The sequence below is a fragment of the Niabella pedocola genome, assembly GCF_021044425.1.
GTDB lineage: Bacteria > Bacteroidota > Bacteroidia > Chitinophagales > Chitinophagaceae > Niabella > Niabella pedocola.
In genome coordinates this window covers 934,756-952,734 of record NZ_JAJNEC010000005.1, presented here as the reverse complement: position 1 = coordinate 952,734, position 17,979 = coordinate 934,756, and the positions used below count along the sequence as shown (strand labels likewise).

At 48.6% G+C, this 17,979-nt stretch carries 9 protein-coding genes; 8 read left to right on the top strand and 1 reads right to left on the bottom strand.

The genetic code is table 11. The annotated features are described in order from the left end of the window. Positions 1-5: 5 nt before the first annotated feature. Positions 6-4,058, bottom strand: a complete 4,053-nt coding sequence (locus LQ567_RS11530) for a hybrid sensor histidine kinase/response regulator transcription factor (RefSeq protein WP_231004658.1) — start codon at positions 4,056-4,058, stop codon at positions 6-8. Between the two features lie 458 nt (positions 4,059-4,516). Here LQ567_RS11530 and LQ567_RS11525 point away from each other — a divergent pair, with 458 nt between their 5' ends. From LQ567_RS11525 to LQ567_RS11490, 8 genes are read left to right on the top strand one after another with little or no spacing between them, the layout of a single operon-like run. Then, on the top strand, positions 4,517-7,504 hold the full coding sequence (locus LQ567_RS11525) for a TonB-dependent receptor (protein ID WP_231004657.1): 2,988 nt from the start codon (positions 4,517-4,519) through the stop codon (positions 7,502-7,504). A gap of 13 nt (positions 7,505-7,517) precedes the next feature. Further along, positions 7,518-9,065 carry a RagB/SusD family nutrient uptake outer membrane protein gene (locus LQ567_RS11520; RefSeq protein WP_231004656.1) on the top strand — a complete coding sequence of 516 codons (1,548 nt, stop codon included), beginning with the start codon at positions 7,518-7,520 and terminating at the stop codon, positions 9,063-9,065. A gap of 25 nt (positions 9,066-9,090) precedes the next feature. After that, on the top strand, positions 9,091-9,759 hold the full coding sequence (locus LQ567_RS11515; protein ID WP_231004655.1) for a fasciclin domain-containing protein: 669 nt from the start codon (positions 9,091-9,093) through the stop codon (positions 9,757-9,759). Between the two features lie 20 nt (positions 9,760-9,779). Beyond that, the gene (locus LQ567_RS11510; protein WP_231004654.1) at positions 9,780-10,799 is read left to right on the top strand and encodes a DUF5007 domain-containing protein; all 1,020 of its coding nucleotides are present in this window, start codon (positions 9,780-9,782) and stop codon (positions 10,797-10,799) included. Positions 10,800-10,828: 29 nt separating this feature from the next. Continuing rightward, positions 10,829-13,972 (top strand): SusC/RagA family TonB-linked outer membrane protein, encoded by a 3,144-nt coding sequence (locus tag LQ567_RS11505; protein ID WP_231004653.1) that lies wholly within the window; start codon positions 10,829-10,831, stop codon positions 13,970-13,972. Between the two features lie 10 nt (positions 13,973-13,982). After that, a complete protein-coding gene (locus LQ567_RS11500) occupies positions 13,983-15,542 on the top strand; it encodes a RagB/SusD family nutrient uptake outer membrane protein (RefSeq protein ID WP_231004652.1) in 1,560 nt (519 codons plus the stop codon). Positions 15,543-15,600: 58 nt separating this feature from the next. Continuing rightward, on the top strand, positions 15,601-16,335 hold the full coding sequence (locus tag LQ567_RS11495; RefSeq protein WP_231004651.1) for a fasciclin domain-containing protein: 735 nt from the start codon (positions 15,601-15,603) through the stop codon (positions 16,333-16,335). Between the two features lie 24 nt (positions 16,336-16,359). Continuing rightward, a complete protein-coding gene (locus tag LQ567_RS11490) occupies positions 16,360-17,964 on the top strand; it encodes a DUF5008 domain-containing protein (protein WP_231004650.1) in 1,605 nt (534 codons plus the stop codon). The last annotated feature ends 15 nt before the right edge of the window (positions 17,965-17,979 follow it).

The following is a 17,979-nucleotide window of genomic DNA, read 5'->3' as shown; positions in this document are numbered from 1 at the left end:
CGCTGTTAGGGCGCTGTTTGGCCATCTTTGGCATATTCCCGCGGCGTGACGCCGAACTGTTTTTTAAATTCCTTGCTAAAATATTTGCGGTCCAGGAAACCTACCATCAGACTGATTTCATTTACTGAATAGCTTTTTAACAGCAGCAGCTGCGCGGCTTTTTTCAGGCGAATGGATTTTATGAAATCGTTGACCGACATATCCGTAAGGGCCCGCAGTTTTTTATAAAGCACCGATTGGCTCATGGCAATTTTAACGGAGAGTACCTCTACTCCAAAATCCGGGTTGTCGAGATGCTCTTCGATAATATGTACGAGCCTGTCAATAAATTCCTTATCGGCCGATTGAATGACCATATTGGCGGGGGCAATGGTAAACTCATTACTGAATTTCCGGCGCATTTTTTCGCGGGCCGTCAGCAGATTGCTAACCGTAAGCTGCAGTACCTGTACGCTGAAGGGTTTGGTAAGGTAAACATCGGCGCCTTTACTCAGTCCCGCAATCTGGTCGGTTTGCGCGCTCTTGGCCGTTAAAAGGATCACAGGGATATGACTGGTGCGGTCATCTTTCTTCAGCCGGTCGCAAAGGGCCAGTCCGTCCAGTTCCGGCATCATTACATCACTGATCACCAGGTCAGGGATCTGGGTGGTAGCCATTTCCCAGCCCCGGGCGCCGTTTTCACAGAGTTGTATATTGTAGTTGCTTTGGAGCGATTCCTTGATCAGCGTGCGCAATAATTCATTGTCTTCCACTACCACCAGGTTCGGGCGGTCACCATCTGCAACAGGTTCGGCTGGCAGCAGCGGGGTTGCCGGCATACCGGAGGCGGAGGGCGCATGATAGGGAGGCGGTATTGTTTCCATTTTAGTATCCGCAAAATGTGCACGTCCTTTCAACAGGGAAATGGTAAAGCGGGTGTATCCCGGGGTTGTTTTATCGGCAAGCGTGCTGGCCGCCGTAAGGGTTCCATCATGAAGTGTAACAATGGATTTTGAAAGGGCCAGGCCAATACCGTAGCCGGTATTCTGATCGGGCCGGTTTTCAACCTGGAAATAGTTGGCAAAAATCTTATGAAGGTACTCCGGTGCAATACCCTTACCGTTATCAGTGATATGGATCATCACATTTTCGGGGCCATCCTGGGCATAGATCTCTATGCGACCGCCTTCGGGCGTAAATTTAAAGGCATTGTTGAGCAGGTTGAACAGCACCTTTTCCATTTGTGCGGCATCGAAGTACAAAAGCATTTCCGGCTGGTCATGTATCAGTTGTAGCTGGATCTGTTTTTTTAGCGATAATTCTTCAAAGGATTCGTGGATGCTGGCCAAAAAACGGACCAGGTCATGTTGCCCAAGGTGTAATTGCATTTCAGCGGTTTCCGCCTTGCGGAAATCCATCAGTTCGTTTACCAGTTGCAGCAGGCGGTGGGCATTTGTTTTCAGGTGCAGCAGCTGGCGTATCAGCCCCGGGTATTGCCGGTTTTCCTGTTCCATCTGTTCGATGGGGGCCTGCATCAGGGTGAGATGGGTGCGGATCTCGTGCGAGATATTGGTAAAGAAATTCAGTTTCATTTCGTGCAGGGTGTGATCCCTGGCCAGCAACGCACGCAGGTAAAAGAACCGGGCAATAAAGAAGAAAAACGTGCACGCAATTGCAGCGTATAGCAGGTAGGCCCACCAGGAGGCCCAGAACGGCGGCAGCACCCGTATTTTTAAAAAGCGGGGCGGGCTCCACACTCCATCATTATTGGCTCCTTTAATGGCCAGCGTATAGGTGCCGGGCGACAGATTGGTAAAGGTGGCAACAGGGGCCGCAGCGGAGATCCAGTCTTTATGTACTTCCTGCAGCTTGTAGGCATACACGTTCTTTCCCGGCTTTATAAAATTCAGCAGGGCAAATTCAATGGTAAAGGTATTATCCCGGTAGGGGAGTACCAATTGGCGGGTGTGGTTGATATCCTCTTCGAGAATGCCGGAGGCGTCTTCCGCAAACACCGTTTCGTTGAGCACCTTCAGCCCGGTAAACACGAGGCCCCCGGGGTCCGTATTTTCAGGGATCTGTTCCGGCTGAAAGCCGATAAACCCTTTCATACCGCCAAAGAACAGGTGGCCCGAAGGCGTGCTCAGGCAGGCGCCCTTGTTAAATTCATTGCCGGGAAGCCCGTCGCTTACCGTATAGGTACGGATCGCGTTTTTTGAAGGCGTATATTTTACCAGGCCGTTCCCGGTGCTCAGCCAGAGGTTGTGCTGGCGGTCTGCAAGGATGCCCACAACATTGTTATTGGGCAGGTGCGGGGTAATGGGATGGATGTAGATGCGGTGCTGCTGCGGGTCATAGGCCGCCAGTCCGCCATAATACAAACCCAGCCATATCTGCCCGCGGCTGTCCATCGTGATGCAATTGATCTTTTGCGGTTCGGCTGTATGGGTAAAACGGACTTCGGTAACGGATCCCGTTTCGTGGCTGTACCGCCAAACACCTTTCAGTGTGCCGATCCATATTTGCTGCTGGGCATCTTCCTGCAGGGAAGTAATGTACTGCCCTGCCAGCGACCGCAATGCCGGCTGCCGGGACGATAGCTGCAGCTGGGTGCCGTGCCGGTCGAACAGGAATAACCCGTTGCTGGTGCCTACCCAAAAAAGGCCCTGCCGGTCTTCCAGTATTGAAGGAATTTCCGCCTGGCGGTAATTCAACGCGCTGATCTCGTCCAGGCAACGGGTAAACCGGCCGCTTTGAGGATCGAAGCGGTTGAGTTTGCCGCCGTGCGTACCCACCCAGAGGTTTTGGTCGCGATCGATATACACCGTTTTGATCAGGTTAGAACCCAGGCCCTCTGCGGCTTCATGTTTATACACCCGGATCTGTCCGGTGGTATTATTAATGGCATTCAAACCGCCGCCTTCGGTGCCTACCCAGATCTGCTGGTTGTTGTCAACGGCTATAGAGCTTACAATATTGCTGCTGATAGACGGGTAGGAATACAGTTGCTGCCAGGCCGATGCATTCAGGGCGGGATTATAGGCAATATTTACACCGCCATAAAAAGTACCGGCCCACATAGAGCCCCTGGCATCGCGGAACAGGCTCTGTATGGAGTTCTGGCTCAGGCTTTGCGGATCGCCGGCATCATAGCGGTAGGTGGTACAGCCGTAAGTGTAGGGATTCATGATGCTGATACCGTCCTGGGTACCAACCCACACATTGCCCGCCGGATCGCCCTCCAGTGCCCGGATGCTGTTGTGCGCAATAGAAGAAGGATTAGCTGCATTGGAATAAAAACGGATGAACCGTTCCGATACGGGATCAAAGCGATTGAGTCCGTTTAGCGTACCCACCCATACGGCGCCCGTTGCATCCTCATAAAAGGTGGTTACAAAGTTATCGCTGATGCTGCCCGGATCACCTTCCCGGGCCTGAAATAGTGTTTTTTCGTATTTACCGGATCGCAGATTGATGCGGAGGGCACCTGGTGCGCCATCACCGCAGAGCCAGAGATAGCCGCGGGAATCTTTAAATACCCGGCGTGCCCGCCTGTTTTCGCTTTTACTTAAAATACCCAGCTGCACTGCGCTGGTAAACCGGTTGTTCCGCACATCGGTAAGGAGATACAACCCTTTAAAGCTGCCTACCCAGATCTTATCCTGGTCATTAAGGATCCAGTCCACAACCGGGTAAAAAGCGGCGGAGTCGGCACCTAATCGGATCCTTTCGAACCGGTTTTTCTGCGGATTGAATTTGTTCAGCCCCTTTTCGGTGCCGATCCAGAGGCCCGAAGCGGGGTGATAGGAAATAGCATTAATATAATTATTAGAAATAGACGTACTGTCGGCGGGGTTATGGGTATAGGTCATCACGCGATAGCCGTCGTACCGGTTCAGACCATGCCGGGTGCCCAGCCAGATAAAGCCCGTCTGATCCTGGGCAATGCTCAGCACCGTATTTTGTGAAAGCCCCTGTTCGGAGTTGAGGCTGGTAAACGAAGCGCGTTGCCCGGCCGCAATGGTGCAACAGCAAAACAGGGCAATGACCCAACCATAATATTTATAATGGCAATACATGTATTCTGTACCTCAAAAACAGTGGATTCCTCCGTTTTTTATTCCGGGAAAACAGGCATTTTGCGGATCCGCAACCATTTTGGAGGGTATGATCGCTTCCTGAACCGGCGCAGAGCACAAATGTAAGGGTATTTTGAGTGCGAAATGTATGAGGATCCCGTTTGATTTTTAATACACGCCGGCTTAAATATTTGATAATCAAACGTTAAAAAAAAGTTCTGAAACTAAACCGATTTTTCCCCCCTTTTTGGCGGAATTATCACCCATATCCATGATAAAACGGTTACACCTTTAGCCCAACAGAGCAGAAAATAGCTGCACACGTAGAGAATTGAACAAAAAAAATGCTGAGAGAGCCATTTGATTGCAAAACCAACCCGGTTTGCCATTGCCTGTTCTGATGTTTTAATTACCACGATACTGGTTGTTATTAAAAGCAAAAACGATCTATTTTAAGAATGAGAAAATTGCTATTCATTGCATTTGCTTTTGGAAGCATTTGTGCCAATAGTGCCCGGGCAGCAACCTGCAGTTGGGCCAGCAAATTGCCCGGTAACCTGTTGCAGGATACCTTGCCGGATCAGTTACCCGGCGATACTATTCCCGCTGGGGACACTGTAGCACAGGATATCCGGTTATACGACGAAGATTTTTTAAAACCGGTGGCCTACGAGCTGGCTTCAAGAGGCGATTCGATAGCCATCGGGCTGCAGCAGAAAATGCCCCTGATCACCGTGCCCCAGTATGTAAAGGGGAGCGCTGCCGGGCTTTATGTACAGGAAAATACGGGAGAGCCCGGTAGCTGGAGACAGTTTATGTATCTAAGAGGGCTTTCCAAACCGGTTCTTTCCTTAAAAGATGTATATGAAGTACAACCGGCTGTGTATGTAAACGGGATCCCTTTAATACAGGATAACCCGTTCGTATACAATATACAATCTTATACCGTAAATCCTGCAGGACCAGCCACCAGCTTACTGTCTGCCCTTAGTTTGGATAATATTGAGCAGATCCGCCTGGTGAAAGACTATAAAGATGCTGCGCTGCTGGGCCCCTGGGCTTCCAACGGTGCAATCTTCATCACTACCAAAACGGCTTCGGCCGGAGAGAACAGGGTGAGCATCAATAGTTATATGGGCTATGTTCAGGAGCCTGGTATCACTACCATTAACGCGGAGTATGAAAAGAATTTCAGGATGCCGTTCTATGCCAAATATGGCTCGGCAGCAAACCTGGTTTCTATGCCGGCTTATTTAAGCGACTCCTCCAATGCCAGTTACTACGGCCCCTCCAACTGGTCCGATCAGTATTATAAAAATACCCCGCAATATTCGGTAAACGCCAGTTTAACGGGCGGATCCGAGCGGGCGAACTTTCGCTTTTTTGGCGACTATACCCGCTCTGTAGCCGGCCAGGATGCCACACGGTTCGACCGGTTTACCGGATCCTTCTTTATCAATATGATGCCCACAAAATGGCTGACGCTTTCCAGTATGGTTAACGCAAGTGTGCTGGACCGGGGGCGTAACCGGAGTTTTATTGACCGTTTTGCCGAAATGCGCTATTTGCCCAATACACGGGAGCCCCTGGCACCCAACCTCACAAATTATAATGCATTCCTGCAATTATATGATAACACGATTGATAAAAATGGTACCACCGCTATCCAGGGATACTGGAATATAAACCTGAAACTGGCAAAAGACCTTAATTACGATGCCCGCATTGCGTTCGATTACAATGAAGGCCGCAGGGACCTGTTTTGGAACAGCAACCTGTTCGACGGTACCAATTACGCCTCCAATTATTTTGGATTTAACCAACGGCTGATCCTCGACAATACATTGGGATACCGCAAGGCTTTTTCCGGCGGGCGTACATTAAACCTGAAGGGCGGCATCCGTTACACAGGTGACATCCAGCGGTATAACTATGGTATCGGGTATAACGGCCCCAATGACTATATTAAAGTAAATGTGGTAAGCGGGGATAAAAAGAACCCGTCCAAATATCTTAAATCGAATGGGTTTAATGTGTTTGGCTTTACCGATAAAATGCAGCAGCGCGTAATGTCGTTTTACGGGCAGGCAGACTTTAACCCGGTACAGAACCTGGACCTCGGTGCCCTGGTGCGCGGTGATGGCGCTTCGGCCATGCAGCCGGACAGCCGCTGGTTTGTTTCCTCCGCCTTTGATGCCACCTATCATTTACAGCCTTTGTTGCAGTCCGGGATCTTTTCCCAACTGGATCTGTTTGCTTCCTGGGGACGGATCGGGAACCTGCGGTTAGATCAGAATATCGGTGCAGGCCCGCAGTATCAGCCGCAGGCCGGCTGGGCCGATTATCCGGCATTGGGTTCCTATAACTCCTATGGAGTGTATTCGAGGCCGTATAATTATGGATGGGTTGGTTATGATATCCCCTGGGCATACAGCACACAATTGAATGCAGGAGCTTCCGTTGCGGTGTTGAAAAACGCCCTAAGCCTGCGGGTAGAGTGGTATAGCAAGGATAATAAAAATATTGTATTCCCGGCGGCCGTAACCGCAGAGTCGGGCTACAGGTATGAATGGAAGCCGGGGATGGTGGTCAATAACACCGGTGTAGAAGCTACGCTCGACGCGGGTATCGGAAACGCGCAAACCCTGGCCTGGAACGGTAGCCTGAACCTGGGAATGAACAGGAATAAGCTAAAGGCCCTGCCCGAAGGAAACACGCTTGTTTCAAACGACCGCCTGCTGGAAGTAGGAAAGCCCGTCGATCAGTTCTGGATCCTGCAAAACAACGGTATCTATAATGCAGATGCAGAAGTACCCGTAAATCCTCAAACCGGTCAGGCGATGACGTACCGGGGCATTACCCAAAAGGCAGGCGATCCCAGGTGGCAGGATGTAAACGGTGATTATAATATTGATGATAAAGACCGGGTATTAACCGGTAATTACCTGCCACGCATCAGTGGCGGCTTCACCAACCAGTTGGTGTATAAAAAATTTGACCTCAGCTTTCAACTGGTCTTTGCATTAAAGAAATATGCAATGAACCAGGTAGCTGCTAATTATTATGGATTCATCGACCGGGACAATGCCAATACCCTGGAAAGTATGAAGGAAATTACTTATTGGGAAAAACAGGTAGACCCCGGTATGTATGAAATTTATAACCAGTGGAGTGATGTGCATCCGTACCAGGTAAATCAAAGCATTTTCATGGAAAATGCTGCATACCTCAAACTAAGAACGGTAAGCCTGGGATATGAGCTGCGTAAAAAGCAGCATACACAAAAAGTGCAACGGACCTATCTGTATGTTACCGGTACCAACTTACTGACCATTAGCCCTTATAAAGGGCGAGACCCGGAACTGATTGAATACAACGGATATGATACCGGGTATGGGCTGCGTTTGCCCCAAAGCTTTATCCTGGGTGTAAAAGTGGATCTCTAAAAACAGCAACAGTATGACCATGCGTATTAGAAATAAAATTGTAAACCTGGTAACCGTATTACTGCTTGCAGTATTAACCGGTACCGGCTGCCGAAAAATATTAAATGTGGAGGCCAGCAATCTCATTAATGAAGAAAATGCCTGGACCTCTTTGAACGACGCACGCGCTGCACTATTAGGAACCTACGGTTTATTGCGTACGGCGCTGGCCGAAAATGAAGCCAACTGGTTGTACGGGGAACTGAGAGGGGATGTATATAAGGCCCTGAACCGGCCCGACCTGCAGGCTGTGATCGACGGAAAGCTCAAACAGTCCTACAATCTTTTAAATGAAGTTTCCAACTGGCGCAAGTTCTATGCCGTCATCAACGCCGCAAACCTGTTTATTGAACGTTCGGGAGCCGTGCTGCAAAAGGATCCCCAGTATACGAAACTGAATAATGAGGTCGATATCGCGCAAATGAAAGCGATCATTGGCATCACTTATTTTTATATGGTGCGTATCTGGGGCGATGTGCCGCTGGTAACCCAGTCCTATGATGGCACTTTCCCCAGGCTGCCGCGCTCACAGGCCAAGGCCGTACTGAAATATGCAGAAGAACAACTGAAGGCAGCGGCACCGGTTTTGCCTTATGTGTATGGGGATGTTTTAGCCGGTTATTTTCCCGGGAAATACTACGGCGGCGACCTGAGTAAATGGGCCGGAGCCCTGGTTACACGTAATGCAGCATATGCCTACCTGGCGCATATTGCGGCATGGGATAACCGCTACCTGGATGCTTCGGTGTATGCCGACTTTGTGATCAATAATGCAGGATTGTCCGGCATTAATGCTTCCACAACCAACAATCTTACCCGCTCAGACGGATTCTTTTTGAACCAGAATTCGAACCAGGTTTTCTCGCTCGGCTTTTCGGCGTCGGATGCCGAGTCTACCCCCACCGGCCATATTGAGAACCTCACGCTGGCTAATCCGCTCATTCCGCGGGCTAACCCGCTGGTGTATATTCCGGACACCCGTGTTGTTGATATTTTTAATGAGAGCGGTGATGAACGTTTTTATGTAGACAGTACGGGGAAGACGCATTCTTTTTACTTTTCAAAATCGGCGTCAAACCTGCTCATATTTAGCAAAATAAAAGTCATTGGTACAGGAGGGGTACAGCAGAATACCGCCGGTCAAAATACCAATGTAATCACCACTTATAGTTCTCCGATCGTGTTTACCCGGCTGGAAGAACTCAAATTATTAAAGGCAGAAGCGCTTGCCGTGCTGGGGCAGCTGGATGATGCGCTGGATCTGCTCAACGGCCTGAGAAACGCCCGTAACCTGAAGCTTTTAACCACTACAGATCATCTCCTCGAAAATGTATTTCATGAGCGGCAAAGAGAACTCATGGGCGAGGCCTGGGCATGGTACGATCTTATACGGTACAAGCAAATTAAAAACGATGATCCTGCATTTAATGCGTTACGGCAAACCGGAGGCATTTACTGGCCGGTGAGCCAGGATGTGATCGACCGGAATCCGTTGATTGCGCAAACCACGTATTGGAAATAGCCGGGTGCAGATAAAACCGATTAAAATGAAAAAGAAATATATAATAGCCATAAGTCTTTGCCTGGCCGTTGCCTGGTGTGTTTCCTGTAAGAAGCAACCCGATGGATATTACGATTTTACCAACAGGGAAAATAGATTTGACGGTACCATCTATGAATACCTGAAATCCAAGCCCGGCGTGTTTGATTCCTTGTTAAAAGTAATGGAACGGAGCTCCTGGATGCGCGACAGCTTAAACAATACGGCAGGTGCTTATACCGTTTTTGCGCCCGTGAATAATAATTTCAAAGTTGCGCTGCAAAATTTAAATGTGGTACGGCGCGGAGCCGGCAAACCGCTGCTGGATCTTGCTACGGTAAGCGGCGCACAGATGGATACCCTCGTCGATTTCTACGCCGTACGGGGCAATTATCCTACGGATAGCATGCTGTATGTGGACGGATTATACCTGAAATCGCTCCGGTACAACGATTCCCTGCATGCCCAGCGTTTAATAGACGGCGCCCAGGGTATTGTAAACGGCGGCCCTGTAAATGTAAGTTTTGCCTATACAAACGGTTCCGGTTTTTCTGCAAACTGGAATGTAGCATCTACACAGGTGGTGAATATCAGAACCAGCAACGGCACGGTGCACGTGCTGGCCTACGCAAATGAATTTGGCTTCGACCAGGTAATCAAACGATGGAATCAATAGTGCAGATAAATACATATACCATGAAACGTTTTTGTTTAAAGGCCATGCTGCTGTTGTCTGTGGCAGGCCTGCAGGGCTGCTATAAAAAGTACCTTCCTACCGATAGGGATGCGTTCGACCTGAGTTCTCAGTTTACCACTACCGTGTATCAGCCGTTTTTGGGAAGAACCACCCTGTTTCAAAATAATTTTAAAGACGAATTTTCATCAAAACCCCTGAATTTCCGGATATTCAATATCCGTACCTACGATGGGGGAGCTGCCCCGGAGCTGCAAAAGCCTTTCCCCGTGCTGGTTTGGACAGAACCTTATACCGGAAAGGAAACCTCGCTGGCCGAAATTGAAGCGAAGCGTAAAATGGAGGAGCATCCGGTATTTGAAATAAGAGATCATTCCGGTGAATTTATCATGTGGCAAAGCGCCACTTCAAATATCGTTCGGGCGCAGCCGGATTCGGGTTATGTATTTGATGTGGAAGTGAGTAACAAAGGGGGGCGTAAAATCGTAGAAGGATTGCGGTTGCTTCCCTTCCGCGAACTGGAATATGAACCCAATAAAGCGGATATCATTACCGGCAATGTTACCAATGAAGCACTGCATCCGTTATCCGTTTCGGGGATGATTGGTGATTCTACTGAAAGCGCCATCAATTCCGGAGACATCGATATTACATTTCATAAGGCTTCCAATACGGGTTCTTCTTTGACCTTCCGTTTTTTGGATGCAAACAACCAGCTTATTAACCCTGCAAAATTTAACCTGACCAAGTGGGCCACCCTGGTGCATGGTTTTAATATGCAGCAAACCAGCACTTATGTGAAATATGATGTAGCCTACCCCATTCCACTAGTAAAACGTCCTACCGCCTATACCAATGAAGATGGAAGCTATGCACATTTAACATTTGAGTACGAACGCCTGGGCTTTGGCGGCATACGGCAGGTAGCGAATATGCGGTTCGACTTTGGCATTTACACATCCGGAACCTGGGAAATTATTTTCGCTTTCAAAAAAGAAACGCCCAAGTTTAGTAACGATTAATTTTTTAAGCAGATATGAATTTCAGCAACATGCGCTATGTTCTTTTGATACTTCTGGTATTGATCTCAGGTATGACCCTGCAGGCGCAGGATACCCGCAGGATCACCGGCAAAGTACTGGATAATTCCAATAAGCAACCCTTGATCGGGGTAACCGTAAGCTTGTCCGACTCATCCCATGCACTGGCTGCAACGGATGAAAACGGAAACTTTACGGCCATTGTTCCGGCAAAGGCAACGGCACTCCATTTTTCCAATATCGGGTTTAAGAATAAAGTGGTTTCGATAAAGGGCAAATCGGATCTGGAAATAATGATGGAAATTTCCAGCGATGCCATGCAGGGCGTAGTCGTACAGGGGTTTCAGCGGCGTTCGAAGATTACGGCCACCGGGTCTACCGTTACCATCAGCGGGGAGGATATTCAAAATGTACCGGTGTCCAACTTTACTGAGTTGCTGCAGGGAAGGGTAGCGGGGGTGAATGTACAAAATACGACCGGTATGCCAGGGGCAAGAACCACGATGAACTTGCGGGGGCTATCTTCCGGTTCTGTTTCCGGCTCGGGCAACGATGCATTTTTATCGCCCACATCGCCGCTTTTTGTAATTGACGGGGTACCGGTAGATGTAAACTCAGGGTATGAGTACGGGTTTGATCAAAGCGGTCCGGGCACCAGCCCCCTGGCATTGATTCCCCCGGAAGACATTGCGGAGATCAGCTTCCTGAAAAGTGCGGCAGCCACCGCATTGTACGGCTCTAGGGCTGCTTATGGAGTGGTACTTGTAAATACCAAAAGAGGAAAATCAAAAGTGCCCATCGTAAGTTATGCGGGGAAGTTTTATATGAATGCTGTTCCCAAATTAAAAACAGTTATCGGCGGTGCCATGGAACGGGAACTGCGGATACAGGAGATACTGGCAAATGATACCAGCCTGTACAGCGGGCGTGATAAAATTGATATGAACCCGGCCCTGTCCGACTATTTAAATCCGTACTATAACAACTCCACCAACTGGCAATCGGTTTTTTACGGACCTACCTACAATATGTCGCACAATATTTCGGCATCGGGAGGCGACCAGAAGTTTAACTACAAAGTAAACATGGGATATGCTAAAGACCAGGGGATCATTAAAAATACCGGTTTTACGCGCTACAACCTGTCTATGAATGCCGATTACCAGCCCACCGACAATTTTAAAGTGAATACATCACTTTCAGCGGCGCTGGGTGAACAACAGAAAGGAAACGGGAACGGTGTTTCTCAAACGGGGGTGGCAAATGCTACCAGCGCTTCTTCACTGCTGCCACGACCTTCTTTTTTTGGCGGAAATACCACGGCCCTGGGGAACCTTTCTACGCGCAATGAAAATAAATCAAACAGCATGCAGGCGAACCTGAATATCTGGTACCGGTTTTTAAAAGACCTGTCGGCGCGGGATGTATTCAGTTATTCATACAAGGCCGGGCGCGAAAGTAATTTCAGACCGGCAGCCATTAACAATAATGTAGCGGAGTTTTATGTATACGACGACCGGACGCAGGAGTTAAACAACCGTGCCATGCTGGAGTTTAACAAGGAGCTGGGCAAACACCGGATCACTTCGTATGTATTTAATGAAATAACTGTACGTAACTATTATCCCAAGGCCATGATGTACTCCGGGTTTCCCAATGATCAGTACGAAGGACCATCAGGCATCAATGCCGGCGCTGCCTTATGGGGTATTATCGACAACTTTACACCCGGAGAACGGCTGCTTACCAATGGTGGAAGCCTTAGCTATAACTACCAGGATAAATACATGGTAGACGTTACCTATAGTGTGAACGGAACCTCCTCCAACGGTCCCAACCGCCCGTTTGCAAAGAACCCTACCATTGCCGGCCGTTGGAACTTTTACAAGGAACGCTTTATGGAGGACCTCAACTGGCTAAGCCTGGGTGGCGTGCGGTTCGACTGGGGAAGAAGCACCATACCGCAGGGATCTGTTTTTGATGCAAATGGTAAATATTTATATACCGGCCGTTATAATAACAATAATACCATTGGTACAGTGTGGGACTATATCCCCAACCCCAACCTGGAGCCTAAGATGACCACAAAGTACAACTTTGGTGTAGACCTGGGTGTTCTGAATAACCGGTATACCGCAACGTTTGAAACCTATTACAACCAGGTAGATAACGAAATATATGATTATGCGCTGGCAGACCATAACGCGTATGGCAAAATAAAAGTCAACAGCCTTAATCAGGTTAACTACGGTTACGAGCTTACGCTATCGCTTTCGCCTTTGCCGGCCAGCTCCAAATGGCAATGGAATGTAAACATGAACGGGTCGATCAATAAGAACGTAATGACCGGCCTGCCCGGCAACAGCCGCCTGATTATAAAAGCGGATGCAGACAATGCACAGGATATCGTATACCGGCTGGGGCGCAGCAACCTGAGCTACATCCTGTATAATTACAGGGGTGTTTTTAAATCGGATAAAGATGTACCGGTTGACCCGGCTACGGGGCTTCCTTACCGCGTGCAGACAGATAAGGGTGTTTATTATTTCCAGGCCGGTGATCCCTACTGGACCGATCTGGACGGAAACTATATTTCAAATGCCTACGACCGTGTCATTGCCGGAAGTGCGGCAACCAAGATCTCCGGCGGGCTCCAGTCGTTGGTAAAATACGGCGGTTGGTCCTTAAGCGTGGCCATGTCCTACCTGTATGGGCGCGATATCCTCAATAACGCCCTGGCACAGCGTTTGGCGGCCTATAGCACTCCGTTTAATATTCAGAAGGATGCCAGTCTGATCCCTGTAGGTGATACAAGATTCTGGTCGCCCGCCAATCCGGATGGCACCATTCCAAATCCCTACAATTACCTGTATACATCCATGTATAACCCCTTCCGGTTTGATCAGACCCTGTTTATGGAAGACGGTTCCTACTTCAAAATTAATACCGTAACGCTGGCATACATGCTGCCAAAATCATTTACAACCCGTTATAAAATGACGAGGCTCCAGGTATATGCTACGGCGAATAATGTGTATACCTTTTCCAACTACAGCGGACCCGATCCGGAACTGGTTACCGATCTGGGTAAGGACCGGTCCGACGGCTATCCCAACCGCAGAAGTTATACGCTGGGTGTGAATATTCAATTTTAAAATGGCAGGAATGAAAAAGATTTTTATAATAGCAGCTGTTTTTTTCATCGCGCTGGGCAGTGGATGTAAAAAGTTTTTGAATGTAGATTCTCTGGATAGTCTTTCCGGGAATAACTTCTGGAAAACCCGCCAGGATATGGAAAGCTTTACCCGGGAGGTATACCGGCTGTTCCGGGAAGGGGTGGCCATCCGTTCGGGGCTTATCATGGTCGGAGACCTGCGCTGTATGCCCGTGGGGCCCGGCGCGTATCCTCCCAGGGGAGATTTCAGCCTGCTGGCCAATAACCAGATAAAAACGCTGGTGACCACCAAAAGAGAACAGAATAATGTAGACACTTATTGGCAATTGCACGGCGCCTGGGATTATATCGGCGACTGGTCCCCGATCTACAAAGTCGTTCAGTCGGCCAATATCCTTTTTGATAAAGCTCCATCGGTAAAAGCATCCGATGCTTCCATTACAGACGCAATGGTAAAGAGGTACCAGGCAGAAGCCGTATTTATGCGATGTGTAAGCTACTTCTTTATGATCCGGCTGTTTGGCGATGTACCTTACTATACCGATGCGTATAACGATGCACCGTTGCCCCGTACCAGAGATGTGGAAGTGGCAAAAGCCTGTCTTGCAGAACTGGAGGCCTATAAGGAATATCTGCCCTGGACACCCGATGACCCGGCAAACCGCGCGGTAAGAGCCATGCGGGGGAGCGCACTGGCATTGGAAATGTATTTCAATATGTGGCTGGCGGGCATCGATCCCGCAAATGCAAAAAGTTATTATGAAGAAACCGACCGTTTGGGCGATGAGCTGAGAAGCAGTGGCGCTTACCGGCTGCTGCCACTGTCTGATATTGCCCTGGTATTTGCGGGCCGCTCAGAAGAAGGTTTGTTTGAGGTGCCGCAGAACGTAAACTATGGCGATGTATTGGGCAATATCCGCCGTACGTTTACCGGTGCCGTGCTGCATTATCCCTATATACAGTTGAATGAAAACAGCAGCAAGTCGGAGCTTACCTATACAAACGGGTATTTAAAAAAACTATATCCGGACGATGTTACCGATGGCCGCAAAACAAAGTGGTTTGACAAAAACATCTATAATGAGGATGGAACCATGCAATGCTTTAAGTTCTTTAACCTGGCGCTTGGAGAAAATAATACAACGGCATCTTTAAGTAACTACTTTATTATTTTCAGATATGCCGGCACCTTATTGCTACAGGCAGAGGCACTGGCGAACCTCGATAAGGGAAGCAGCAAGGCCAAAACATTATTGAATGAAGTGCGGACCCGGGCCGGAGCCGATGCCTTTATAGGGGGTAATGCAGGCGCCGATGTAGAAAATGAACTGGGTGATGCCATTTTCTGGGAAGAGCGCCGGGAGCTGATCGGCGAAGGGCATGCTTATTATGACATGGTGCGCACCCGCAAGGTGTACGATCCCAAATACTGCGATCGCCCAATTCTGTATGGCAACTTTGTAAGAGGGGCGTGGACCTGGCCTATTAATGCAAAGGCATTAGTAAATAATCCCTATATGACCCTGAACACTTATTGGGGAAATAATTAACGGAAGCATTTAATAAAATCCGGCAACGCACTGCGTTTCCGGAGCGAAATAAAAAACGATGAAACGAATATTTACCCTGGCAGTTTTAGCAACCATCGTATTGGCGGCCTGCAAAAAAAACAGTTACTATCAGGATACAGGTATTAATGATCCCAGGTTTAATGGAACCATTATGGATTATATTAAATCCGATACACTTTATTATGATACACTGGTACGCATTGTAAAATATGCAGGGCTGGAGGAAACGCTCAGTAAAGAGCAGCTCACTTTTTTTGCGCCACCCGACCCCTGTTTCAAAAAAATACTTGATATCGTAAATGATTACCAGCTGCGGGTAGGGGCCGATAGCGTTACCCGGTTTGAGCAGATCAACCCGGTAGTTTGGAAACAATTTTTACAAATGTATCTTTTCCCGGGCAACAGGGGATTAAAGGATTATACGCAGGTAGATACCCTTGCCCTGGATACATATAAAGGTGCATTGTTTGAATCGGTAAGCAGCACACCCATGAATATAGGCGTTGTTTTTAATGATGCCATCAGTGGCGATCCCAACAGCGTGGGCGGGGCCACCATATTAAAGTACCAGGGCTACCGGCAGCTGATGCTTTCCTATGTGCCGGATCAGGCACATCCGTATTCCTTTTGGGTCAATGCCGTGGTTTCGGCTGCTGATATAGCGCCCACCAACGGCCGGGTGCACCGGCTGCGTTACATGACACATACATTTGGCTTCGATCCCTACCGTTTTATACAGGTAGCGAGAGAAAAGGGGATCGACTATCATTAATCTACATAAAAATTATCAACCCTGATGGCGCGACATTGTTTTTATATTGCATTGCTCACAGTAGGCCTGGCAACTGCTGCATCCTGTAATAAGTCTTCCGAAATTTATGACGATCCGTATGGCGGTGGTCAGAACGTGATCGAAATTGATTTTTTAAATACGCCTCCGGTTCCCGCCAATGGAGAACCCGGGCAATCAATGACCTTTTCTGTTAAGGGACTGAAGCCGGAAATGAAGGATAAAATTGCGTTCATGGCCAACGGTATGCCGGCCGCTATATCCGGTTTTACAGACAGCACCATTACCATCGTGTTGCCGGACAATGTTAGCTCCGGTGGTGCTTCACTGCGGGTAGATGGCCAGGTGTTTCTGGGGCCGGCCTTTATGATAAGAGGAAAGCTGGGCCTGGATCCTACGTTTAACCCGGGAAGCAACAGCGGTTCTGTGAACCTCGTAAACCAGATCGTACCATTGCCGAATGGCAATTTTATGCTGGCCGGAAATATCTATGCCTTCCAGGGGAAAGTGTTGCGTGATCTGGTGCAAATGACACCTACAGGAGGCCTGGGAAGCACATTAAATACGGGTACGGCGGCCGATATGGGTTCCATATCCAGCTTGCTGCGCCTGCCCTCGGGCGACTTCCTGGCCGGTGGTGTCCTGAGTTCTTATAACGGTAAAAAGGGCATCAATGGAATGGTGCGGCTAAATGCGGATGCTTCGCTTAAAACCCGTATCGTGGAACTGTATGTAAGCCCCGGCGTATCCGATCCAACAATGGCCAGTGATACGGTATCTTATTTTAACGGCAATCTTTTAGGAGGGGTTGGAAAACTGTTTTATTACAACAACCAGGTTACGGCTGTCGGCGGTATCAGTGGGTTTGGCACGTATTTTTATGAGCGGTCCACCAAGGACAATAGGCTATTCGATTATATCGCCAATTCCCAGGTAGTCCGTATGGATGCGGACGGGAATCTGGATTCAGCCTATAGTTACAATACAACCGCAAAAACGCCCTTGCCCGCAGGTAACGGTAACCTGAGTGATGGGCTTATGCAGGAGGATGGAAAATTAATATTGACCGGTGCCTTCACCACTTTCCGCGGAAAGCAGGCAAACCGGATCGTGCGTTTAAATACAGACGGAACAGTAGACGGATCATTTCAGGCCGGCACCGGGGCAAACGGAGCCATTTTTTCAATCCGTTATAATACAACTACAAAAAAAATAGTGATCACCGGGGAGTTCAGCAAATTTAATGACCAGGATGCAGCAGGAATTGCGGTACTGGATGCAAACGGCAACCTGGATACCGGCTTTAAAAGCGGAGGATTCAGTGGCGGGGCACCCACACTGGCGCTGCAGCTAAGTAACGGACTTATTGTGGTTACCGGGTCTTTTGAAAAATACAATACGATAACCCGCCAGGGCTTGCTGGTGCTGAATACAGATGGCACGCTGGCCGGTGGATATAATGCTACCGGAAAATTAAACGCACTGATAAGAGATATGGTTGAAACCAAATCCGGCGTGGGTAGTATGCCTGCGGTGCTTTTGGGCGGTGTAATCAACACATTTGAGGGACAGCCAATGGGATGCATCATGAAATTAGTACTTAACAATTGATCGTTACAATTTTTG